Below are 21,225 nucleotides of genomic sequence, written 5' to 3' on the forward strand. Positions count from 1 at the left end.
CAGCAGGAGCGCCAGTGCGTTCTCCGGGCATCACGAGTGCGAAACGCAGGCATTAGCTGTTGACCCGGGCGCGACTTCTGCTTTTTTCCGGCGTTGCCGGAGCGCTATGGGGCGCGAACGGCCAAGGAAGGACGGCGTACTTGTCAGAGTTTCTGAAAATCTCCGGTCGCCGCATCGTCCTCGTACTCGCGCTGATCGCGCTTTGGATGCTGCTGTCGGGTTACTGGAACAAGGCGACGCTGGTCGCATTCGGTGCGTTCTCGGTCGCTGTGACGCTTTGGTTTTCGGAGAGGGCCGAGATCGTTGACCGCGAGGGGGTGCCGACATCCATCTTCCCGCGCATCCTCACCTACATGTCCTGGCTGCTGCTCGAGATCGGCAAGGCCAACATCATCGTGGCGCGTGAGGTCATCCGCCCACAAATCAAGCTGGCGCCCAAGATGATCCGTGTGCCTGCTGACCAGCCAAGCGACCTGACCCGCACGATCTTCGCCAATTCCGTCACTCTCACCCCCGGCACTGTCACCGTCGACGTGCGGGAGGACTGCCTCCTCATCCATGCGCTGGATGAGAAGCTGGCAGACGTGGAAGGCATCGCCGAGATGGGCGCGAAGTGCACAAGGCTTGAGTCGGGGAGGGGCGCCTGATGTTTGCTGCTACGACCCTCGCCCTCGGCGTCGCCATGATCCTGATGCTGATCAGGGCGGTCCTCGGCCCCACCGTCTATGACCGCGTCCTCGCGGTGAACAGCTTCGGGACGAAGACGGTTCTGCTCCTTGGCGTCCTTGGCTTCCTGATGGGCCGTCCTGCGTTTCTCGACATCGCGCTTCTCTACGCGCTCATCAACTTCGTCGGCACGATCGCGATCCTGAAATTCTTCCGGTACGGAGGACTTATGACCGCCATGGATGATGAGGACCCGATCAGGCAGGAGGGCCGCTGATGGAACTCTTCGCTGACACCCTCTCCTGGCTGCTGCTTCTTTCGGGTGGTGCCTTCGTCATCATCGGAGCCGTCGGTACGCTGCGTTTTCCGGATTTCTACACCCGGACCCACGCGGCGGGCGTGACCGATACGCTGGGCGCTGACCTCGTGCTGCTCGGCATGCTGCTTCAGGCGCCGGACGCGATGACCGCGATCAAGATCCTGCTGATCTTCTTCTTCCTCATCATGACCAGCCCCGTAGCCACGCACTCGGTCGCCCACGCAGCCTATGCAGGCCGCGAAGCGCCGCTGACCGGAAAGTTGCTCCTCCGCCAGAACGTGCCGCTTGCACCGGGCGCGGAAGATGAGGGAGGCGCATCATGATGATGGCCGACGAACAAGCCGCCGTCGCGCAGGCCGCCGAGAGCGTGCCTGCAGTCTCTGGCCCGATCTTTGTCGAGATCTTCCTCCTCGCGCTTCTGTTCGCAACCGCGATTTCGATGATCCGTATGCGCCAGCTTTTCAGCGTGGCGATGCTCTCGGGGATCTACTCGCTCCTCTCGGCGGCGTTCTTCGTGGCGCTCGATGCAGTAGACGTGGCGTTCACCGAAGCGGCTGTGGGCGCAGGGATCTCGACCGTACTCATCCTCACCGGCGTCGCACTGACGGCGAAGTGGGAGATGCCGGTCGACCGTGAGCGGCAGATCCTGCCCCTCGCTATCGTCATTGTGACGGGTGGAGCGCTCTTCTACGCGACCCTCGACATGCCGGCGTTCGGCGAGGCGACGGCACCGGCCAACGCCTATGTCGGTCAGGCCTACATCGATCAGACGCCCACGGACATTGACGTCCCGAACATCGTGACAGCGGTCCTCGCTAGCTATCGCGGCTTTGATACGATGGGCGAAGTGGTCGTCGTTTTCACCGCAGGTCTTGCCTGCCTCCTCCTCCTCGGCGTTGGCGCCATCAGGGGTGGTGGCCGCAATGATGACGGGGAGCACTGACGATGGGTCACCTCATTCTCCGCGTCACGATCAAGCTGCTCTTCGCGCCGATCCTCCTCTTCGCGCTCTATGTTCAGTTCCACGGCGATTACGGCCCCGGCGGCGGCTTTCAGGCTGGCGTGATCTTCGCCGCTGCCTTCATCCTCCACGCCCTCGGTTTCGGGCTTGGCAGCTGCCAGCGCGTGATCCCGCCGAACTGGCTTCCGGTGGGGATGGCCCTCGGTGTGCTGATCTATATGGGCTGCGGTTTTTACACGATGTTCCTTGGCGGGAACTTCCTCGATTATGACGTGATCCAGCCCGACAGCACCCACCATGCAGGCCAGCATATCGGCATTGTCGTGGTGGAGATCGGCGTCGGCCTCGCGGTCGCGGCGACCATGCTGCAGATCTTCTACGCTTTCGCTGGGCGCGAGCCCGAACCCATGGACGACGCCTGGTAATGCTCGAATTCATCCTGGCACGGTACAACTACTGGATCGTCATCTGCCTGATGATGACGGGCCTCTACATTGTCTTCTCGCGGGGCAACCTCGTGAAGACGCTGGTGGGTCTTAACCTCTTCCAGACCTCGGTGTTCATCTTCTACATCACCATCGGCAAGGTCATCGGCGGCACGGCCCCGATCCTGATCGAGGACAAGTCCAAGAAAAAGGACGACCATAGCGGCGGTCACGATGCTCACAGCGCGGATCATCAAAGCGCCAGCGAAGCGCCCGTTGGCTTCTTCCCGGAAGGCCAGAGCGCCAGCCCGGACTCCAGCGCCATGCACGATGATGCAGGCGCAGCCGAAGGCTACGACGCTCCGGTCAACCAGCTCACCGGCGTTCGCGACCCGGGGGCAGCACAAGGCGGGGAAGGGAGCCTTCATCTTCAACCCGAAGGCGCGCCTGCTAACGAGCTCCTGCCGAACGTGCTGACCGACAATCCCGATCACACGGCGGATATCGCGAAGGCAGCAGGTGGTGCGACCGAGATCCTCTACTCGAACCCGTTGCCCCACGTCCTGATCCTCACTGCGATTGTCGTGGGCGTCGCGACCACGGCCGTGGGCCTGTCCCTCGCCGTGCGTATTCGCGAAGCCTACGGAACAGTTGAGGAGGACCAGCTCGAGACGCTGGACAATGAGGCCGAGCGGCGTGAGGTGGCACGGGCATGATACTCGACGACCTCCCCGTCCTTCCCGTCATCATCCCGCTGTTTGCAGCGCCGATCTGCCTGTTGCTCCCAAACACAAGGCTTGCAGGCAGCTTCGCGACGCTGATCGCGTGGGTGTCCTTCGCCTTCGCCGCGATGCTTCTCGCGACAGTCGCCGAAGTCGGGCCGATCGAGTATGGCCTTGGCGGCTGGGCTAACCCGCTGGGCATCGTCTACCGCGTGGACCTCGCAGGCGCGATCGTCATGACGCTGGTGTCGCTCCTGGCATCGGTCGTCTTCCCCTACGCCATCGAAAGCGCGAGGGATGAAATCGTCCCCTCACAAACGAGCGCCTTCTTTGCGATGTTCCTGATTTGCTTCTCAGGCCTCATGGGCGTGGTGGCGACAGGCGACGCTTTCAACGTCTTTGTCTTCCTCGAGATCTCGTCGCTCTCGACCTACACCCTCGTGGCGCTTGGCGCGAAGCGGGACAGGCGGGCGCTGACGGCGGCCTTTACCTATCTCGTCCTCGGCACCATCGGCGCGACGTTCTTCGTGATCGGCCTTGGCCTTCTTTACCAGGTGACCGGCACCCTCAACATGACGGACCTCCATGACCGTCTTCAGGGTGCGGACAACAAGGTAATCCGCGCAGGCTATGCGTTCATCTTCACGGGGCTCGGGCTGAAGCTCGCCATGTTCCCGATGCACCGGTGGCTGCCTGCGGCCTACACCTACGCACCCTCGGCAGTGACAGCGTTCCTCGCATCGACCTCCACCAAGGTCGCGATCTACGCGATGCTCAGGTTCCTCTTCACGATCTTCGGGTTCAGCTTCGGCTTCGCGGATATCGCCTTCGGCTTCTTCCTCGTGCTCGGCCTTGTCGGGATGTTCTATGCCTCGACGGTCGCCATTTTCCGCGAGGACGTGAAGATGATCCTCGCTTATTCCTCGGTGGCGCAGATCGGCTACATGCTCCTCGGCATCAGCTTCGCGACGGTCGATGGCGTTGGCGCTGCGCTGGTCCATGTCTTCCAGCACGCGGTGATGAAGACGACCCTGTTCATGGCAGTGGGCGCAGTCTTCTTCGCCCTCGGCTCGCATAGGCTCTCCGCGTATAAGGGGCTCGGCAAGACGATGCCGGTGACGACAGGGGTGTTCCTGATCGGCGGCTTGAGCCTTGTCGGCGTGCCGCTGACGGGCGGGTTCATCTCGAAATGGGTACTCGTGCAGGCCGCGTTCGGCAGTGTGCAGGCGATCCCGTCGCTCCTCATTGTGCTGATGATCGTTGCTAGCTCGCTTCTCGCGGTGGCCTATGTCGGCCGCATCGCGTGGACCATGCTCCTCGAAGAGCCGACCAGCAGGACGCCGCGCAAGGTGCCGCTGGCGATGATGGCGCCCATGCTGCTCATGGCGGCGGTGACGATCTATTTCGGCATTGATGCAGAGGGCCTCGTCAACATCTGCAGGGCGGCGGCTGAGTCGCTCCTTGATACGGGCCTTGGGTATGGGGGGGCGATGTAATGGAAGCGCTCTTCTCAGCAGTCTCCCTCGAAACGGCCATCGCAGGCAGCATGATCGCGCCGCTCGTGGGCCTCGTCTTTGTCGCGTTCCTCGATCGCTCCCCGAACCTTCGCGAGAGTGCGTCGATCGCCTCAGGGCTCGTCACGCTCTTCTTCACCCTGACGATCTTCACCGCGGTGGGCACCGGCGCACGGCCAGAGCTCGCCATTATCGAGATGCTCCCGGGCCTTGAGATCAAGTTCAAGGTCGAGCCCCTCGGCGCGCTCTTCGGCCTGATCGCCTCGGGCCTCTGGGTGGTGAACACGGTCTATTCGATCGGCTACATGCGCGGCCACGACGCCAAGGGTCAGACGCGCTTCTACATGGCCTTCTGTGTCGCGATCTCCGCGGCGCTCGGCATTGCGTATGCAGGCAACCTTCTCACCTTTTTCCTCTTCTACGAGGTCCTGACCATCTCGACCTTCCCGCTCGTCACCCATGAGCGGAACGAGGCTGCGAGGGCTGGGGGCCGGGTCTACCTTGGCATCCTGATGGGCACCTCGATCGGGCTCCTGCTGCCGGGCGTGATCTGGGTCTACGGCATGACCGGGACGACGGATTTTGTCCTCGGCGGCATCCTGGGCGATGTCTTCACCAACATGCCGCTCGTCTTCGGCATCATGCTCGCGCTCTTCGCCTGGGGCACGGCCAAGGCGGCGCTGATGCCGTTCCACCCCTGGCTGCCTAATGCGATGGTGGCGCCGACGCCTGTCTCGGCCTTCCTCCACGCCGTGGCGGTTGTGAAGGCAGGTGTCTTCGGTGTGCTGAAGGTCACGGTCTATACCTTCGGCGCGGCGAATGTGGCGGAGTCGGTAGCCGCCGATGTTATCCTCTACGTGGCCGCAGCCTCTATCCTGATCGCGAGCTTCATCGCGATGACCCAGGACAATCTGAAAGCCCGCCTTGCCTATTCGACCGTCAGCCAGTTGAGCTACATCACGCTCGGCGCGATGCTGGCGACGAAGATGGGCATCCTTGGCGGGGGCACACAGATCGCGGCCCACGCGCTTGGCAAGATGACCCTGTTCATGTGTGCAGGGGCCATCGCCACTGCGACCCACAAGAAATACATCTCCGAGATGCGGGGCCTCGGGCGCGTCATGCCCTACACCTTCATCGCCTACATCATTGGTGCCTGTTCAATCATCGGCCTGCCGCCGCTGGCTGGGACATGGCCCAAGTTCTTCCTGATGCTGAGCAGTGTCGAGACAGGCGACCTTGTCCTGATCGCAATCCTGATCCTGTCGAGCCTCCTCAACATCGTCTATCTGCTGCCGCCGGCTGTCCGGGCCTTCATGGATCCCGTGCCGCGTGACCAGGTGAGCGAAGTGAACGAAGCGCCGCTGCTCTCCGTGGTGCCTGCGTGGCTGACGGCCATCGGCTGCCTCATCCTCTTTATCTATATGGGCGATCTCGTCCGTTACCTCGAACCGTTGGTGGAGGGCCTGTGAGCGACGACGATCATCCCAAGATCCTCCCTGAAGAGCGTTCGATCTTCGAGACCGACACGTGGATCAAGTATATGTGGATCGGCGTTCCCGCTGCCGGAGCGTTCTTTGCACTGATGAACACGGTCCTGTTCTTCATGGGCAAGACCAAGCCAAAGTTCGGCTGGGTCGACGGCAACCCTGTTTTCTACGGCATCGTTGGTTTCGTCAGCTTCTCCTTCATCGTTCTGGCGGGCCAGCACCTTCGTAAGATCCTCATGCGCGAAGAGGGTTATTATGACGGCCCGACGGCAGAGATGCCGCGCATTGGCGAGGACGAAGAGGTGCGCATCCGCAGCCTTGAGACCGGGGGGCGCGAAGAATGATTCCGTTCATCCCGGCGGATACGAACCCCGCCATGATCATGATGGTCGCAGGCGCGCTGATGGTCTTTTTCGGCCATCAGGGGCGCGGCATCATCGGCCTCATCGCCGTGGTGCTTTCGGGCTGGCAGCTCTTCAATCTCGGCGTCGGTCCCATGGGCGATGCCCAGGTCTACGGCACCGGTGAGATCCTCGGCTACGAGTTCATGCCTCTGCGGCTCGACAAGCTGTCGGTCATTTTCGCCATCGTCTTCCACTCGGCAGCATTCCTGAACGTGATCTATGGCTGGCAGTCGGCGACCAAGGTCGAGGCGTCGATGGGCATCGTCTATGCAGGTTCCGCCGTGGGCGGAGCGCTTGCTGGCGATCTCCTGACGCTTTTCATCTTCTGGGAGATTGCTGCGCTCAGCTCGGTCTTCATCGTCTGGGCTGGCGGTGGCCACGCGGCGTTCAAGGCCGGGATGCGCTACCTCGTGATCCAGGTGATGTCGGGCCTTCTCCTCTTCGCAGGCATCGTGCTGCACCTCGCGCGCGGCGGCTCGTCCGAGTTCGGAGCGTTCGAGCTGGTGGGCGAAGCGGGGGTCGATCCGGTGGCCGCGCTGATCCTCTTCGCGTTCGGCATCAAGGCCTGTTTCCCGCTCCTCCATACCTGGCTTCAGGACAGCTATCCTAAGGCGTCGGGCGTTGGCGCGGTGATGCTCTCGGCCTTCACGACCAAGCTGGCGATCTACACCCTCGCGCGCGGTTTTGCCGGGACGGACATCCTGATTCCGATCGGTGTCGTCATGACCGCCTTCCCGGTCTTCTTCGCACTCATCGAGAACGACCTTCGCAAGGTCCTCAGCTACTCGCTCAACAACCAACTCGGCTTCATGGTCTGCGCCATCGGCATCGGGACAGAACTCGCGATCAATGGCGCCGCGGCCCACGCCTTCGTCCACATCACCTACAAGGCGCTCCTCTTCATGGGCATGGGCGCAGTGATGCAGCAGGCGGGCACAGCGCGCGCGACGGAGCTTGGGGGTCTGCATAAGTCGATGCCGTGGACGACTGCGTTCACGATTGTCGGGGCGATGTCGATCTCGGCCTTCCCGCTCTTCTCGGGTTTCGTGGCCAAGTCCATGATCACCGTAGCAGCCGGCGAGGAGCACCTGCTGCTCGTCTACATCATGCTGCTCTTCGCCTCGGCGGGTGTGCTTGAGCACTCGGGCATCAAGATCCCGTACTTCGCCTTCTTCGCCCACGACCGGTTTGCGCCCTCGCTCAGGAACGGTGTGCCGCGCCCGAAGGAAGCGCCGCTCAGCATGCTGATCGCGATGGGTATCGCAGCGTTCCTGTGCCTTCTCGTCGGGTTCTACCCTCCGATCCTCTATGGCCTGTTGCCCTACGAGACCGACTACCACGCCTATACGGCGGAGCATGTGGCGACGCAGATGCAGCTCCTCCTGTTTGCGATCTTCGCCTTCATGCTGCTGGTGAAGTTCAAGCTCTACCCGGCGGAGGTCCGCTCGCAGAACCTCGATGTCGACTGGTTCTGGCGCGTCCCGGGTCGGAAGGCGCTGATGGCGACGGTCGCTGGTGTGGCTTCGGTCTGGCATACTGTCTGGGGTGGTCTGAAGGGCCTCAGCGGTTCGGTGGTGAGCAGCCTTGGGACTCTTCATGGCCCCGGCGGCGTGCTGTCGCGCTATTGGACGGTCGGTTTCACGGCGCTCTTTACGGCGGCGGTGCTGGCGGTGGTGCTGATCACGGCGTTCCTGAACTGACGGCCAGATGACAGGGGCGCGTGCGTCTGCTAGCGGCGCGCGACTATGCTCAAGCTCGCGATCATCGGCCGGCCTAATGTCGGCAAATCCACCCTGTTCAACCGCCTTGCCGGGCGAAAGCTGGCGCTTGTCGACGACCAGCCGGGGGTAACGCGGGACAGGCGTGACCTCGATATCCAGTTCGGCGACTTCGACGTCCGCCTGATGGACACCGCTGGCCTCGAAGACGCTGCCGACGGCTCGCTTCAGGCGCGGATGCGCCAGGGGACCGAGCGCGCGGTGGCCGAAGCGGACGTCGCCTTCTTCATGGTCGATGCGCGCTCCGGCCTTACTGCGCAGGACAGGAACCTTGCGGAGATCCTGCGGCAGAGCCCGACGCCTGTGGTCCTCGTCGCCAACAAGACCGAGGGCCGCGGCGAAGAAGGCGCCTACGAAGCCTACGAGCTAGGCCTTGGCGACCCGGTGGCGATTTCCGCCGAGCATGGCGAGGGGATGGCGGACCTCTACCAAGCCATGGTCGAGATGGTGGTCCAGCACGGTATCGACCCTGACAAGGACGAGGAAGAAGAACCTGAGTTCAAACCTCTCCGTGTAGCGATTGTCGGCAGGCCGAATGCAGGGAAGTCGACCCTCATCAACAAGCTCTTGCAGGAAGACAGGTTACTGACGGGACCGGAGGCGGGGATAACCCGCGACTCCATCGAGGTGGACTGGGTCTGGAACGACGGAGAGCGCGACTGGCCTGTCGCCCTCTGGGATACCGCGGGTATGCGGAAGAAGGCGAAGGTGGCGGAGAAGCTGGAGAAGCTCTCGGTTGGTGACACCCTTCGTGCTGTCAGGTTCTGCGAAGTCGCGGTGCTGATGATCGACGCGACGACGCCGTTCGAGAAGCAGGATCTTCAAATTGCGGACTTCATCTCGAAGGAGGGGAGAGCCGCTGTTGTCGTCGTCAACAAGTGGGACCTCATCGAGGATACAGACCGGGCCGCAAAGGAGATGCGGCTCGATGCGATGCGGGCATTTCCCCAGTTCGGCGGTGTACGGATCGTCTTCCTCTCGGGCCTGACCGGGCGGCATATCGACAAGCTGATGCCTGCGATTACGGATGCCTATCGCGACTGGAACGCCAAGGTGAAGACGGCGGAGATGAACCGCTGGCTGGAAGGTGTTGTTGCGCACCACCCGCCGCCTGCGGTGGCTGGTCGCCGGATCAAGATGCGCTACGCCAGCCAGATCAAGTCACGGCCGCCGACGTTTGTCATTAAGTGTCAGCGTGCGGAGGAAGTGCCGGAGACCTATCGCCGGTATCTTGTGAACTCGATCCGTGAGAGTTTTGAGCTGGAAGGGACACCTGTGCGGGTGTTCCTGCGGGCTGGGGACAATCCCTATGCTGGGAAAGCGAAGCGGAAGCATTGAGCGCTTTGCGCGCTTTGATTTTTGGGATGGATCCTGAATTGAATTCAGGATGACGGGGTGGAGGGGTTCGTTCTTCTCCTTCGTTCTCCCGGACTTGATCCGGGATCCATGGACTGACTGTTTCTCTGATTGGCTCGGTTGGTTCATGGGTCCCGGATTTTCGCTGCGCGAATTCCGGGAAGACGAGCAGGGGTCGGGTTCGGCCCAAGTCCGGTTTTGCGACATTGCGGGTGCCCGGGCGCGGCTTTTGCCGTGCTCTGAGTAAATTTGTATATGCGCGACGAAAGCCGCGCCCGGCAGCGCTTTGTGCGAGAGGCCATGTCCGCGGGCTTTTGAGACCGGCGGCTAAGCACTTCAAACTCTCGAGCGATGGCGGAGGGTAGTGACCCCTCACGCAACCGCCGACGCCGCATCCAAAGCCAGTACGCGGAACGACCGGTCCGGCCCGCTTTCTTCGGAGAACGGAGGGGTTTTAGCGTGGGTTGAGGGGGCGGGGATAAATTGGGTTTTGCTTTTTTTGAGATGGATTCTGGAACAAGTCCAGGATGACGATGATGGAGAGCAGGTTTCTCCGCTTGTCATCCTGGGCTCGATCCAGGATCCATCGCGAGCGTGAGCGAGCCAACAATAGGATTGGCGCGCCAGCTGCTAAGGCTGTCCATAGGTCCCGGATAAGCCTTCGGCTTTCCGGGAGGACGGATAGATCACCGCTTCAACTCCCTAATCGCCCGTTCCAGCCCTTCCAGCGTCAGGGGGAACATCCGGCCGTCGAAGAGTTGCTGGGTCAGGTCAATCGACGGGGCCCATTTCCAGCGGTCTTCGGGGATGGGGTTCAGCCAGACGGCTTTTTCGTAGATCTGGAGGAGGCGTTTCATCCAGATGCCGCCGGCTTCCTTGTTGTAGTACTCGACCGAGCCGCCGGGCATGGTGATCTCGTAGGGGCTCATCGAGGCGTCGCCGATGAAGAGGACCATGTAGTCGCTGCCGTAGGTATGCAGGACGTCCCAGGTGTTGGTTTTCTCCGACCACCGACGGTTGTTGTCCTTCCACACGAAGTCGTAGAGGAAGTTGTGGAAGTAGAAATATTCGAGGTGTTTGAACTCGGACCTGACGGCGGAGAAGAGCTCTTCGCAGAGCTCGACATAGGGGTCCATTGATCCGCCTACGTCGAAGAAGATGAGAAGCTTGACGGCGTTTCGGCGCTCGGGTCGCATCTGGACGTCGAGGAAGCCGTGGCGGGCGGTGGCGTCGATCGTGCCGCCCAAGTCAAACTCGTCAGGGGCGCCCGTCCTCGCGAAGCGGCGAAGCTTCCTGAGCGCGACCTTGATGTTCCGTGTGCCGAGTTCCTTCTGGTCATCGAGGTTCTTGAACTGGCGCTGCTCCCAGACTTTCACCGCGCGCTTGTTTTTGGACTGGCCGCCGATGCGGACGCCTTCGGGGTGGTAGCCTGAATGGCCGAAGGGGGATGTGCCGCCGGTGCCGATCCATTTGTTGCCGCCCTCGTGGCGCTTTTCCTGTTCCTTGAGGCGCTCCTCGAGGGTCTTCATCAGCTCGTCCCAGCCGCCGAGCTTTTCGATCTGGGCCTTTTCTTCTTCGGTCAGGTATTTCTCGTTCAGTGCACGGAGCCAGTCCTCGGGCACCTCTCTTGCGTCGGGCGCCATCTCGGCGAGGCTCTCTATGCCTTTGAAGGTCTCGCCGAACACCGCGTCGAAGCGGTCGAGGTGGCGCTCGTCCTTCACGAGGCTCGCGCGGGAGAGGTAGTAGAAATTCTCGACCTTCATGTCCGCGAGGTCCTGCTTCATCGCTTCGAGCAGGGTCAGGTACTCGCGCAGGGAGACGGGGACTTCGCGGGCTTTGAGGGCGTGGAAGAACTGGGTGAACATGGGGAGGGCGTAGCGCGTCGGGTGCCCTAGAGCTAGCGCGCTACTCCGGCGCAGTGATGCCGATGCGCTCAAGTTCGGAGATGGCTTCTTCGATGGCAGTGATGGCCTCTGGCTCAGCCACCTGGGCACGGTTGATGTAGTAGATGAAGCCCGAGAGATATTGCTCGCCGTCGCGGTAGCGGACCTGCGCGTTACGGCTGTCGATGAAGTCCTCGTTGCCGGAAACTGTGGAGAGGGCCTCGTAGGCGAGGGCGGTCTTTAGGACGGCGTCGGTGGGGAAGCGAGAGACGGCGCCTGAATCGGTGCCGAGCTGGTAGGCGATATCGGTGATGTCGGGCGTGATCAGGCGGGGGAGCGTCTGGGGGAAGCTGCCTGTGTCTTTAAGCTGGCCGAGCTTGTCGATGTAGGTGTCGAGCTGGCCCTGACGCCCTGAGCGTACGCGCTTCAGCTCCTCGAGGTTCTGTTCCAACTCGGCGCGGACGAGGGTCATGGTGGCCTCGGCCCGCTCCTGTTCTTCGCGGTCGCTGCGCCATTCCTCGACGGCGAAGGCGAGGATGACGGAGAAGAAGATCGCGGCGCTTTCGGCTGCGAGCTTTCCGATCTGAAGTCTGCTGGCCATGGGTTCTGCCCTGCTGGTTCCCTCGAGATAGGAGCGCGTTCCGCCAGCGGCGAGAAGGGGTTGATGCAGCGGGAGGGCTTCTGACGCCCGGCGAACGTACCTATGTCTTCATGACAACAGGGAGAGGTTCATGACCGCAGCGGACGAAGTCGACTTCAAGATCTACGGCGAAGAAATGCAGTATGTGGAGGTCGAGCTCGACCCCGGCGAGAGTGCCGTGGCTGAGGCTGGAGCCCTCATGTACAAGGACGCGACGATCGGCATGACGACGATCTTCGGCGATGGATCGGCCCAGACGGGCGGGTTCATGGGGAGCCTCTTGGGCGCTGGCAAACGGCTGCTGACGGGGGAGAGCCTGTTCACGACAGTCTTCACCCATAATGGTCAGGGTAAGGCGCATGTGGCCTTTGGCGGGCCGTTTCCGGGCTCGATCCTGGCGATCGACCTTTCCCAGCATGGCGGCAAGCTGGTCTGCCAGAAAGACAGCTTCCTCGCGGCGGCGAAGGGGGTGCAGATCGGCATCGACTTCAGGAAGAAGCTGGGCGCTGGCCTCTTTGGCGGCGAGGGCTTCATCATGCAGGGCCTCGAGGGCGATGGCATGGTCTTCGTCCATTTCGGCGGTGCGATCCATGAGCGGGAGCTGAAGCCTGGCGAGGAGCTGCACGTTGATACGGGTTGCCTCGCGGCGCTCGAGCCTAGCGTGGATTACGACGTTGTGCTGGCTGGAGGGATCAAGAACATGGTGTTCGGCGGCGAAGGGATGTTCTTCGTCAAGCTGACGGGGCCGGGGAAGGTCTGGCTGCAGTCGCTACCGTTTGCGCGGCTTGCGGGCCGGGTGCTGGCCAATGCCGGGCCTAGCGGGCAGGGCGAAAGCTCTGTACTCGGAGGGGTTGGCGACCTCCTGCGCGGGGATTGATTCTCAGCTGAAGAACCGGCGGCGGGCGGCGATCAGTAGGGCGACGATTGATGCTGCCCCTGCTGTGCCGCTCAGCGGAAGTTTGATCGGTGTCGCGACGGCTTTCACGGGGAGGACTTCGAAGCCCCCGTGGAGAATGATCACCTGCGCGAAGCCTTCGACGAGGTCTGCCGGGATGGCGAGGGCCGCGATGATCGCGAAGAACGGGCCTGCCTTGCCGAGGAAGCGGAGGCTGAGCCCTGCGAACAATGATGCGTAGACGAACGGGTAGAGCACATCGACGGTAGCGGTGAGCCATGCGTGGGTCATGCGCTGGCGCTCGGTCATGGCTTCGACGTGGTCGCGGATCTTTTGAGCGTCCTGCATCTCGTCGATGATGGTGAACCCGCTGAGGAGCATGACGATGCCGAAGGTCGCGGAGAGCAGGGCGACCAGAATGAAGCTCAGCCAGAGGTTCCGGTCGCTGACCAGCTTGGCGCGGAAGGTTGCTAGCATCTGACGGGCCCTTTTGCGTCGGGCGCCGATGTTAGATTGCTTTCGCCAGGGGTGGAAATCCGACGCTGCAGTTGGCCTTCAGGAGTGCTGACGGCTCAAGCGAGCCCGATCATGGAGAGCGTTTCCTTGCCGAGGGCAGCGGGGCTTTCGTCGGGCTTGCTTTCGCGTCTTGCGAGGAAGGGGGCGGACTTTCCGTGGTCGCCATGGAGCGCGCACTCGATCAGGAAATGTGCGAGGTCCCCGTGCCGTGTACGGAAGGCTCCGTCGGGAAGGTTCTCGGTGGAGACGTGGTAGCTCTGTGTCCGTGGGCGGTCGAGGAGCCAGCCCGGGCGCGCTGCGGTCCAGTTGAGGCTGGAGCTTCTGAGCGCCTCCTCCATCTCGCGCATGTCTTCGAGGATGCTGCCGAGGGCCCTCACAACCGTCTGCTCAAACCAGAGGGGGAGGTTGGCGCGTTCAGCCGCGAAGGCGGCGGAGATCACGCAAAGCCTGTCGCGGCCGGCTTCCTTCATCGCGGCGATGATCCGGCCTGTGCCTTTTGAGTAGAGCGGCGGCGGGTCGATGGCGGTCTTGGGTGAGAAGGCGACACCAAGGGCAGAGATCACGGCTGCTGAATCCGCGACCAGAGGGGCGAGATCATCCTCGAGCACATCGGCGGTCCGGTGCTCGATCCCTTTTCGTGCCTCGGGTTCGTCGGGCATGGAGTGGTCGATGGCGAGGACCTTCAGGCCCCGGTCTGTCGCCTGGTTGAGGATGTCGATCCCCGTGCGGCCGGAGGCTCCGAACAGGGTCAGGTCATATTGATGCGCTTCGGGCATGATCGCTCCCGTCAGTTCATTGGCCTTAACAGCTCTGCGGGGAGAATGTTGCTCCATCGCGGTTGCGGCGGATGGAACCATCACCACCTAGCGGAAGGCGCGGAGGAGCAGGGAGCGGCAGATGACCAAGTGGCTGATCGGATTGGCGGGGCTTGTGTCCTTGGGTGCGTGCGCGTCGTTCGTGCCGCAGGAGCCCACCTCTCGCTTCGAAGCCTACGCCGAGGCGGACAATCGCATGACGGAAGAAGGCCGCATGCGGATCACGGCCTTTCTGGAGGATAGCGGCTCGTCGTCCGCACTGGTGCTCTACAAGGGAAAGATTGCTTATCAGTATGGAGACATTCACGAGAAGCACCTGATCCACTCGATGCGCAAGGCAATCCTTGGGACGATGTATGGCGCGCTGGTGGAGGAGGGGGCAGTCAGCCTCGACGAGCATGTCGGAGTGCTGGATCTCGACGAGCCGGGCAATCCGCTGACGGAGCAGGAATCAGCGGCCACGGTGCGCGAGCTGCTCCAGTCGCGGAGCGGGATCTATCTTCCGTCTGCTGCCGAAAGCGAAGGGATGACCGCAAGCAAGCCTGATCGCGGGGCGCATCTTCCGGGTGAGGCCTATTACTACAACAACTGGTCGTTCAACGCTCTGGGTACGCTCTATGAGGAGCGGGCTGGCGAGAGCATCTATGCGGCGTTCGAGGAGCAGCTTGCCGGGCCCTTGGGCATGACCTCATGGCGCGGCCGGATTGGCGAGATGCGGCTCGGGGAGGGGGGTGATGACCCCGACGTCTTCCCTGCACGGCTGAAGCGGGCCGACGGGTTCTATCTCTACGAGCCGGAGAAGTCGCGGCATCCGGCCTATCATTTCCGGCTTTCGGCCCACGACCTCGCGCTCTTCGGTCAGATGCTGGCGCAGGATGGGGTTTGGGACGGTGAGCGGCTGGTGAGCGCGGACTGGATCGACGAGATGACCGACTGCGCGTCGGTGACGTTGCCGGACATCGGGGGCGGGATGCGGCTCTGCTACGGCATGATGTGGACGGTGACGGACCGCGTTGGGCGGACGATCGCATTCAGCCACACCGGGCTCGGGACGCATATGCTCTCGGTGCATCCGGGGGCTGAGCTGGTCATCGTGCACCGCGCGCCGACGGAGGATCCGGAGTTTGAGCGCAAGAACCCGCCGTCGAGGCTGATCGGGTTGGTGTTTGGGGCTTTTGAGTGAGTGTGGAGCGCTGCGGTCGATGGAGGCTGAACCGTAGGCGTGCTCCGCGGTCACATCGAGTAAGCGCACAATCAATGTTGTCGCAAATTAGGGCCTAGGGGATGCGCTTTAGCCTCGGACCATGTTTCAGGCATGCCTCCGCTGCAAACGTCCAAGCTATCTTCGGGCTCCGGAACCAAGCCAGCAACCCGGGCTCCTGGAGAACAACGGTTGTGATCGTCGAGTTCGGAATCGCGTTCTCCTCTCGAACGAGCTAGCCCATAGCGGCACTTGGCGGAGCGAATCATGACCCTCGGCGTCTGTTACTATCCTGAGCATTGGGCGCCTGAGATGGGGCCTGAGGATGCGAAACGGATGGCTCGGCTGGGCCTGTCGTTTGCTCGGATTGGGGAGTTCGCCTGGGCCCCGATGGAGCCTGAGCCGGGCCGGTATGAGTTCGGCTGGCTCGATCAGGCTATCGAGAACCTCCATGCGGAGGGGCTCGAGGTGATGCTCGGTACACCGACGGCGACGCCACCTAAATGGCTGATCGACCGCCATGACGACATTCTTGCCTGGGATGAGGAAGGCCGGGCGCGGGGGTTTGGCTCGCGGCGGCATTATTGCTTTTCATCTGAGACGTATAGGGAGCATTCGCGGCGTATCACGGAGGTGATGGCCAAGCGCTATGGCGGCCATCCTGCGGTGACGATGTGGCAGACGGATAATGAGTTCGGGTGCCATGAGACTGTGCGGAGCTATTCGCCAATGGCGCGGGATGCGTTCCGGGGCTGGTTGTCTGCGAAGTATGGCGATGTGGCTGCGCTGAACGAGGCGTGGGGCAATGTTTTCTGGTCGATGCTGTACCGGAGCTTTGACGAGGTGGAGCTGCCGAACCTGACGGCGACCGAGGCGAACCCGAGCCATTGGCTCGACTTCTACCGGTTCTCGTCGGACCAGGTGATGAGCTTTCACCGTGAGCAGGTGGCGATTATCCGTCAGTATGCGCCTGATGCTATGATCACGCACAACGCTATGGGGTACTTCACGCACTATGATCACCATGATCTGGGTGCGGAGGTCGATGTCCTGACGTGGGATAGCTATCCGCTCGGGTTTCTTGCTCAGGGTCCTGAGGACCAGTCGCGAACGCTTCGGTACCTGCGGCAGGGTGATCCGGACATGGCGGGGTTTCACCATGACCTTTACCGGGGATGTGCGCCGTTTGCGGTGATTGAGCAGCAGCCGGGGCCTGTGAACTGGGCGCCGGACAACCCTTCCCCCCTGCCCGGCATGGTGCGGCTTTGGGAGCTTGAATGCCTTGCGCATGGCGGGCGGTTCAGCTCGGTTTTCCGCTGGCGGCAGGCGCCGTTTGCGCAGGAGCAGAACCATGCGGGGATGCTGCGTCCGGACTCGGAGCCTGCGGCTGCGTTCCATGAGACGGATGAGGTTGCGAAGGAGCTCAGCCTGCTGAGCGATGATTTGGCTTCCTCGAAGGTTGCGCTGCTCTTCGATTATGACAGCGTGTGGATGTCCGACATCCAGCCTCAGGGGACCGGATATGACGGCCTCTATGTGGCGAAGGACTGGTACGCGGCGGCGCGGAAGCTCGGTGCGGATGTCGATATTGTTCCTCAGGGGACGGACCTGTCAGGCTATGCCGTGGTGCTGGTGCCCTCGCTCCTTCACTTGACGGCGGAGACGGCTGAGGCGCTGAAGACGACGGAAGCGCGGGTGGTGATCGGGCCGCGTTGCGGGTCGAAGGATGAGAACGGCAACATCCCGGACGGCCTCGCGCCGGGGCCGCTGCGGGAACTGATCCCGTTGACTGTGGCGCGGAGCGAGACTGTTCCTGAGGGCGCTGGCGGGGCCGTGGCCGGCCGCGGAGGCTGGAAGGCGTGGCGGGACGAGTGCGAGACGGCGCTTGATCCTCTTTGGACGGATGAAGCGGGTCGGCCTGTGCTTTATCGCGAAGGGCGGACGTCGATGTTCGCTGCGCTGCCCGAGCGGGAGCTGCTGACGGACTATTTGGCGGAGGTCTTTGCCGAAGCAGGAATGGACGCTGAGCGCCTGCCTGCCGGGCTCAGGTTGCGGCGCGGGTGCGGGCTGCGGTTTGCCTTCAACTATGCGCCGGAGGCTGTGCGGCTTCCTGATGCGCTGTGTTCTGACGATGCGTTTGTCATTGGCGGGCGGGAGTTGCCGCCTGCTGGGGTCTCCGCTTGGCGCGAGACCTAGTGGCGGAGGCCTTCGTCTTCGTCGGTTGAGCCTGCGCTTTCGTCTTCCGCGCCGCCGACCTTGTAGCTCTCATTGAGCCAGCGGCCGAGGTCGACGTCGGCGCAGCGTTTCGAGCAGAAAGGCTCGTAGCTTTTGTCGGTTTGCTTTTCGCAGATCGGGCAGCGCATCAGCTGGTCCTCTCGATGGTCAGGTCTTCGGTGTCGTCCGTAGACAGAGCGAGCCTGCCGCCGAGCTTCGTGTTGAGGTCCTTGAGCGCCCCTGCCTTTTCGAACAGCTTGAGGGCCTCGCCGGGCAGGCCCAGGGCCAGCTTCTCTTGGGGGTCGGAGGTGAGCGCGTCCCACGCTGCGGAGTAGCCGTTCCATGCGAGAAGCTCGGGCGACATGGCCCTGCCCTCGCGGACGGTGCCGCCCGCTGGCTCGGTCAGGTCTTCGAGCAACGTCCTGCGGTTCTGGCCGAAGACGAGGACGGCGAGGCCTTCCTTGGTGACGGCGGGAATGCTCATCAGGCCAGCGGGTTTGCAGGCTGCGTTGATCTGATCACGGAGGGGTTTGGGGGCCTTCACGGCGGAGCGTGGAAGGTCGAGGACCACCTGTCCGCCGATGGCGCGCAAGGAAATTGCGCGGCCAAGCGCGTCGAGGGCGCGGCGGCGGAGGCTTTCGCCTGCGCCTTTTTGCGATTGCCCGCCGCCTTGTCCGAGGTCGACATCGACCGTCGTGAGCGCTTCGGTTTCGTCGAAGACGAGGCTGCCGCCGCCTTCGAGGGCGACGGTGCGTTCGAGGGCTTCTTCGATGGCATCCACAAGGAAGGCGGAGACGCGGTCGTCCGACTGCAGAAGAACACGCTCCGGAAGGAAGGGCGCGACGCGGGCGCCGAGGTCGCCGGTATTGGTGACGACGCGCTCGACATTGCGGTTGGCGAGGCTCGCGATGAGGAGCACGGCGGGCTCGATGTCGAGGGCCGGGCCGGGTTTGGAGGGCTTGTCGCCGAGAGGATCGAGTAGCCCTGCGGGCGGCTCTGACGTGCCGAGGGTTCCGGGCTTGGCTTCGGCATCGCTGCCGGGGCGGAGGACCGCGCCGGGGAGCGTCAGGGCTGGCCTGTCCGAGAGAACGGGGCGCTTGTCGCCGATGGCCTCGCGGCGGACGCTCGTGAGGAGCATCTGGCCGTCTGGATACTGACGGTCCTTGACGGGGAGCATCCCCTGCCCCGCTTCTCCGAGGTCGAAGCTTTGCAGGCCGAGGCGCTTGTCCCGGCGGCCTGCGCGCGCCCAGTAGAGGTCTCCCGCGTGAACGTCGCCGCGGTGGGCAAAGCGGTGGGCGAGACGGAGCGGCCTTTGGTCCTCGTCGAGGACGACAGCGCGGACGCCGAAGGGCGTCTCTTCGAGGAGCAGGGTTTCGCTCATGCGCGTTTTCCCAAAGCGGAGGCGAGGCAGTTCTCGGCCTCATAGAGAGGCAGGCCGACAATGGCGGTGTAGCTGCCGATGATCTGGATGATGTGCGCGGCGAAAGCGCCCTGAATGCCGTAGCCTCCGGCCTTCCCTTCCCACTCGCCTGTGTCGAGGTAGGCCTTGATATGCTCGTCTGTCAGCCTGCGGACCTTCACCCGGGCCTCGACGACGCGCTTGCGCATCTCGGGCCCCGGGCCAGCGACGCACATGCCGGTGTAGACCCGGTGGCTGCGGCCCGACATCAGGCGCAGGCATTCCTCGGCATAGCCGCGGGTTTCGGCCTTATCGAGAAGGCGGCGACCCACCGCGACGACGGTGTCGGCGGTCAGGATGACGTCGCCGGGGAAGCGGTCCCTGATCGCCTCGCATTTCTGGACAGCGAGACGCTCGGCCAGCGGGCGCGGCTCCTCCCCGGGAGCCGGGGTCTCGTCGATGTCAGCAGGCGCGATTTCGTCAGGGGTGTAGCCGATCTGCTCGAGCAGCTGGCTACGCCTCGGGCTCGCACTGGCGAGGATCAGCCGCGGCACGGCTTACTTGAAGCGGTACGTGATCCGGCCCTTGGTCAGATCGTAGGGGCTCATCTCCACGAGAACCTTGTCGCCCGCTAGGACGCGGATGCGGTTCTTGCGCATCTTGCCCGCGGTGTGGGCAATGATTTCGTGGTCGTTGTCGAGCTTCACACGGAAGTTCGCATTGGGGAGGAGTTCTTCAACAGTCCCCTGAAACTCGAGCAGTTCTTCCTTGGCCATCGGCACCCTTGGTTAAAACGAGGCGGACATCTGGCGTGTGCCGGGCGGAACGTCAAGGTAACAGGCGGTTGGATGCGTCTCAAACTGCGTTAGTCTTGGGGATTGGGAGGGCGACCATGCGCGGATTTCTTGTGGGCTTTGGTGTCTTGGTGCTTGTCGGATGTGCCTCGCCGGGACCGGTGGTCGATATTGGCGCAGCGGATGCGGTCCGCTTCAACCGGGCTGACGATTTCGCCGCGATGATCGAGGAGCCGCTGATGGCCGCTGCCGGGCTGGACCGGATGGCGGCGCGGGACCTCATTCGGGTGAGCTTCACCGAGGAAATGGTCGGAAGGATCGACCGGGTCTACCCAAACGACGGGCCTGACGCGTTCGGACAGCGGGTCGAGGCTCTCCTGACGGCTGCGGTAGCCTTGAGGCCAGACCTTTCGGCTGACCAGCTCGTGGCGCTGTCCTTCGATGCGCTTTCGGTGGAGCGTGATCCCCTCACCGGGCGGCCGAGACCGGTGTTCGGTAGGCTGAAGGATGGTGACGGAACAAGCTTCGGCTATCTTCAGGATGAGATCTTCGGCGCGCGGGACGACGGCCCCTCTGGAGCGCCGGTCCTGAACCGGGGGGGCTTGCCCTTCCCTGTGCTGCGGGTGCCTGTTCTCTCTGCTGAGAGCCAAGCGTGGGAGACCATCCGGGCAGAGCTTGCTGATCCTGAGCTGCAAGCCCGTCCGCTGGTGCTTGACCTGCGCGGCAATCCGGGTGGGTTGCTAGAAAAGGTGGTGGACGTGGCGAGCCTTGGGCTGCCCGAAGCAGAGGTTGTGCTCGTGTTCGAGGGGCCTTCGGGGATCTCTGAAGAGATGCTCAGCCGGGATGACGGGATCACCTTTCCGCTGGTCTTCGTGATTGTGGATGAGCGCACCAATCTTGGGGCGCTGGCCGTTGCGGCGGCTCTCGGAGAGCGCGCCAACGGTGTCGTCGTCGGAGCGGTGTCGGATCGTGTCATCGCGGGCATCACGACTGTGACCCCGCTTTTCCGCGTCCGGGAGTTCGAGCTTTGCCCTGTCAAAAACTGCTTCATGGCTCTGCCAACGAACGTGCTTTTGACGCCTTCAGGGCGCAGGCTGTCCGATGGCGTTGACGTGGACCTGCCTGTTGATCCTGGCGATGAGGCTGCCGTGCGGCGCGCGATCGAGGATGAAGCTGTCCGCCGCGGGTTTTAGGGAAAAGACGAAGGGCGGGAGCGGGACGCCGCCCTTCGGT

23 protein-coding genes are annotated in these 21,225 nt (G+C 63.0%); 15 read left to right on the forward strand and 8 right to left on the reverse strand.

Translation table 11 applies throughout. The features are described 5' to 3' along the window. Positions 1–140 precede the first annotated feature (140 nt). From HK107_RS09790 to der, 11 genes are read left to right on the forward strand one after another with little or no spacing between them, the layout of a single operon-like run. A complete protein-coding gene (locus HK107_RS09790; RefSeq protein ID WP_173199240.1) occupies positions 141–647 on the forward strand; it encodes a Na+/H+ antiporter subunit E in 507 nt (168 codons plus the stop codon). Further along, positions 647–943 (forward strand): monovalent cation/H+ antiporter complex subunit F, encoded by a 297-nt coding sequence (locus HK107_RS09795; protein WP_173199242.1) that lies wholly within the window; start codon positions 647–649, stop codon positions 941–943. Before HK107_RS09790 ends, HK107_RS09795 begins: the two co-directional genes overlap by 1 nt. Next, complete coding sequence (gene mnhG, locus HK107_RS09800) at positions 943–1,308, forward strand: monovalent cation/H(+) antiporter subunit G (protein ID WP_233061459.1); 366 nt, start codon at positions 943–945, stop codon at positions 1,306–1,308. The genes HK107_RS09795 and mnhG overlap by 1 nt, the downstream gene beginning before the upstream one ends. Continuing rightward, complete coding sequence (locus tag HK107_RS09805; protein ID WP_233061461.1) at positions 1,305–1,928, forward strand: DUF4040 domain-containing protein; 624 nt, start codon at positions 1,305–1,307, stop codon at positions 1,926–1,928. The genes mnhG and HK107_RS09805 overlap by 4 nt, the downstream gene beginning before the upstream one ends. 2 nt (positions 1,929–1,930) lie before the next feature. Next, complete coding sequence (locus HK107_RS09810) at positions 1,931–2,371, forward strand: Na(+)/H(+) antiporter subunit B (RefSeq protein WP_173199244.1); 441 nt, start codon at positions 1,931–1,933, stop codon at positions 2,369–2,371. Further along, the gene (locus HK107_RS09815) at positions 2,371–3,087 is read left to right on the forward strand and encodes a sodium:proton antiporter (RefSeq protein ID WP_173199246.1); all 717 of its coding nucleotides are present in this window, start codon (positions 2,371–2,373) and stop codon (positions 3,085–3,087) included. The genes HK107_RS09810 and HK107_RS09815 overlap by 1 nt, the downstream gene beginning before the upstream one ends. Continuing rightward, on the forward strand, positions 3,084–4,589 hold the full coding sequence (locus HK107_RS09820; RefSeq protein ID WP_173199248.1) for a monovalent cation/H+ antiporter subunit D family protein: 1,506 nt from the start codon (positions 3,084–3,086) through the stop codon (positions 4,587–4,589). The genes HK107_RS09815 and HK107_RS09820 overlap by 4 nt, the downstream gene beginning before the upstream one ends. After that, complete coding sequence (locus HK107_RS09825; RefSeq protein WP_173199250.1) at positions 4,589–6,079, forward strand: proton-conducting transporter transmembrane domain-containing protein; 1,491 nt, start codon at positions 4,589–4,591, stop codon at positions 6,077–6,079. Before HK107_RS09820 ends, HK107_RS09825 begins: the two co-directional genes overlap by 1 nt. After that, positions 6,076–6,441 (forward strand): hypothetical protein, encoded by a 366-nt coding sequence (locus HK107_RS09830; protein ID WP_173199253.1) that lies wholly within the window; start codon positions 6,076–6,078, stop codon positions 6,439–6,441. The genes HK107_RS09825 and HK107_RS09830 overlap by 4 nt, the downstream gene beginning before the upstream one ends. Next, positions 6,438–8,201: a Na(+)/H(+) antiporter subunit D gene (locus HK107_RS09835; protein WP_173199255.1), complete on the forward strand. Its 1,764-nt coding sequence runs from the start codon at positions 6,438–6,440 to the stop codon at positions 8,199–8,201. The genes HK107_RS09830 and HK107_RS09835 overlap by 4 nt, the downstream gene beginning before the upstream one ends. A 45-nt stretch (positions 8,202–8,246) precedes the next feature. Further along, positions 8,247–9,617, forward strand: coding sequence for a ribosome biogenesis GTPase Der (gene der / locus HK107_RS09840; protein ID WP_173199257.1), 1,371 nt, complete (start codon positions 8,247–8,249; stop codon positions 9,615–9,617). Positions 9,618–10,321: 704 nt separating this feature from the next. Here the strand turns inward: der and HK107_RS09845 are convergent. Beyond that, the gene (locus HK107_RS09845) at positions 10,322–11,500 is read right to left on the reverse strand and encodes a vWA domain-containing protein (RefSeq protein ID WP_173199259.1); all 1,179 of its coding nucleotides are present in this window, start codon (positions 11,498–11,500) and stop codon (positions 10,322–10,324) included. A gap of 40 nt (positions 11,501–11,540) precedes the next feature. After that, positions 11,541–12,119: a hypothetical protein gene (locus HK107_RS09850; RefSeq protein WP_173199261.1), complete on the reverse strand. Its 579-nt coding sequence runs from the start codon at positions 12,117–12,119 to the stop codon at positions 11,541–11,543. A gap of 130 nt (positions 12,120–12,249) precedes the next feature. Between HK107_RS09850 and HK107_RS09855 the strand changes: the two genes are divergently transcribed. Then, positions 12,250–13,035, forward strand: a complete 786-nt coding sequence (locus tag HK107_RS09855; RefSeq protein ID WP_173199263.1) for a TIGR00266 family protein — start codon at positions 12,250–12,252, stop codon at positions 13,033–13,035. 3 nt (positions 13,036–13,038) lie between these two features. Here HK107_RS09855 and HK107_RS09860 read toward each other — a convergent pair whose 3' ends face one another. Both HK107_RS09860 and HK107_RS09865 read right to left on the reverse strand, forming a co-directional pair. Continuing rightward, positions 13,039–13,530, reverse strand: coding sequence for a hypothetical protein (locus HK107_RS09860; protein ID WP_173199265.1), 492 nt, complete (start codon positions 13,528–13,530; stop codon positions 13,039–13,041). Positions 13,531–13,625: 95 nt separating this feature from the next. Beyond that, complete coding sequence (locus HK107_RS09865; protein ID WP_173199267.1) at positions 13,626–14,345, reverse strand: NAD(P)-dependent oxidoreductase; 720 nt, start codon at positions 14,343–14,345, stop codon at positions 13,626–13,628. 121 nt (positions 14,346–14,466) lie between these two features. On the opposite strand from HK107_RS09865, the gene HK107_RS09870 reads away from it, so the two are divergent. Continuing rightward, entirely contained in the window at positions 14,467–15,567 is a 1,101-nt protein-coding gene (locus HK107_RS09870; protein WP_173199269.1) for a serine hydrolase domain-containing protein, read from the forward strand. 285 nt (positions 15,568–15,852) lie between these two features. Next, entirely contained in the window at positions 15,853–17,781 is a 1,929-nt protein-coding gene (locus tag HK107_RS09875) for a beta-galactosidase (protein WP_173199271.1), read from the forward strand. On the opposite strand, the gene HK107_RS09880 is transcribed toward HK107_RS09875, so the two are convergent. From HK107_RS09880 to infA, 4 genes are read right to left on the reverse strand one after another with little or no spacing between them, the layout of a single operon-like run. Next, a complete protein-coding gene (locus HK107_RS09880) occupies positions 17,778–17,948 on the reverse strand; it encodes a DNA gyrase inhibitor YacG (RefSeq protein ID WP_173199273.1) in 171 nt (56 codons plus the stop codon). The two genes, HK107_RS09875 and HK107_RS09880, sit on opposite strands and share 4 nt — an antisense overlap. Then, entirely contained in the window at positions 17,948–19,180 is a 1,233-nt protein-coding gene (locus HK107_RS09885; protein WP_173199276.1) for a ribonuclease E/G, read from the reverse strand. The genes HK107_RS09880 and HK107_RS09885 overlap by 1 nt, the downstream gene beginning before the upstream one ends. Then, positions 19,177–19,752 carry a Maf family protein gene (locus HK107_RS09890; RefSeq protein WP_173199278.1) on the reverse strand — a complete coding sequence of 192 codons (576 nt, stop codon included), beginning with the start codon at positions 19,750–19,752 and terminating at the stop codon, positions 19,177–19,179. The genes HK107_RS09885 and HK107_RS09890 overlap by 4 nt, the downstream gene beginning before the upstream one ends. A 3-nt stretch (positions 19,753–19,755) precedes the next feature. Next, positions 19,756–19,974, reverse strand: a complete 219-nt coding sequence (infA, locus tag HK107_RS09895; RefSeq protein ID WP_173199280.1) for a translation initiation factor IF-1 — start codon at positions 19,972–19,974, stop codon at positions 19,756–19,758. Positions 19,975–20,090: 116 nt separating this feature from the next. Here infA and HK107_RS09900 point away from each other — a divergent pair, with 116 nt between their 5' ends. Further along, positions 20,091–21,185, forward strand: coding sequence for a S41 family peptidase (locus HK107_RS09900; RefSeq protein ID WP_173199282.1), 1,095 nt, complete (start codon positions 20,091–20,093; stop codon positions 21,183–21,185). Positions 21,186–21,225: the final 40 nt, after the last annotated feature.

This window comes from Parvularcula mediterranea (assembly GCF_013085255.1).
GTDB classification, from domain to species: domain Bacteria; phylum Pseudomonadota; class Alphaproteobacteria; order Caulobacterales; family Parvularculaceae; genus Parvularcula; species Parvularcula mediterranea.

What these genes read in the sequence shown, in the direction of transcription:
- HK107_RS09885 (WP_173199276.1), bottom strand. Translation starts at nt 19,180, where the DNA reads ATGAGCGAAACCCTGCTCCTCGAAGAGACGCCCTTCGGCGTCCGCGCT.
- HK107_RS09835 (WP_173199255.1), top strand. Translation starts at nt 6,438, where the DNA reads ATGATTCCGTTCATCCCGGCGGATACGAACCCCGCCATGATCATGATG.
- mnhG (WP_233061459.1), top strand. Translation starts at nt 943, where the DNA reads ATGGAACTCTTCGCTGACACCCTCTCCTGGCTGCTGCTTCTTTCGGGT.
- HK107_RS09810 (WP_173199244.1), top strand. Translation starts at nt 1,931, where the DNA reads ATGGGTCACCTCATTCTCCGCGTCACGATCAAGCTGCTCTTCGCGCCG.
- HK107_RS09845 (WP_173199259.1), bottom strand. Translation starts at nt 11,500, where the DNA reads ATGTTCACCCAGTTCTTCCACGCCCTCAAAGCCCGCGAAGTCCCCGTC.
- HK107_RS09865 (WP_173199267.1), bottom strand. Translation starts at nt 14,345, where the DNA reads ATGCCCGAAGCGCATCAATATGACCTGACCCTGTTCGGAGCCTCCGGC.
- HK107_RS09875 (WP_173199271.1), top strand. Translation starts at nt 15,853, where the DNA reads ATGACCCTCGGCGTCTGTTACTATCCTGAGCATTGGGCGCCTGAGATG.
- HK107_RS09795 (WP_173199242.1), top strand. Translation starts at nt 647, where the DNA reads ATGTTTGCTGCTACGACCCTCGCCCTCGGCGTCGCCATGATCCTGATG.
- HK107_RS09855 (WP_173199263.1), top strand. Translation starts at nt 12,250, where the DNA reads ATGACCGCAGCGGACGAAGTCGACTTCAAGATCTACGGCGAAGAAATG.
- HK107_RS09815 (WP_173199246.1), top strand. Translation starts at nt 2,371, where the DNA reads ATGCTCGAATTCATCCTGGCACGGTACAACTACTGGATCGTCATCTGC.
- HK107_RS09805 (WP_233061461.1), top strand. Translation starts at nt 1,305, where the DNA reads ATGATGATGGCCGACGAACAAGCCGCCGTCGCGCAGGCCGCCGAGAGC.
- HK107_RS09825 (WP_173199250.1), top strand. Translation starts at nt 4,589, where the DNA reads ATGGAAGCGCTCTTCTCAGCAGTCTCCCTCGAAACGGCCATCGCAGGC.
- HK107_RS09820 (WP_173199248.1), top strand. Translation starts at nt 3,084, where the DNA reads ATGATACTCGACGACCTCCCCGTCCTTCCCGTCATCATCCCGCTGTTT.
- HK107_RS09880 (WP_173199273.1), bottom strand. Translation starts at nt 17,948, where the DNA reads ATGCGCTGCCCGATCTGCGAAAAGCAAACCGACAAAAGCTACGAGCCT.
- HK107_RS09900 (WP_173199282.1), top strand. Translation starts at nt 20,091, where the DNA reads ATGCGCGGATTTCTTGTGGGCTTTGGTGTCTTGGTGCTTGTCGGATGT.
- der (WP_173199257.1), top strand. Translation starts at nt 8,247, where the DNA reads ATGCTCAAGCTCGCGATCATCGGCCGGCCTAATGTCGGCAAATCCACC.
- infA (WP_173199280.1), bottom strand. Translation starts at nt 19,974, where the DNA reads ATGGCCAAGGAAGAACTGCTCGAGTTTCAGGGGACTGTTGAAGAACTC.
- HK107_RS09870 (WP_173199269.1), top strand. Translation starts at nt 14,467, where the DNA reads ATGACCAAGTGGCTGATCGGATTGGCGGGGCTTGTGTCCTTGGGTGCG.
- HK107_RS09860 (WP_173199265.1), bottom strand. Translation starts at nt 13,530, where the DNA reads ATGCTAGCAACCTTCCGCGCCAAGCTGGTCAGCGACCGGAACCTCTGG.
- HK107_RS09850 (WP_173199261.1), bottom strand. Translation starts at nt 12,119, where the DNA reads ATGGCCAGCAGACTTCAGATCGGAAAGCTCGCAGCCGAAAGCGCCGCG.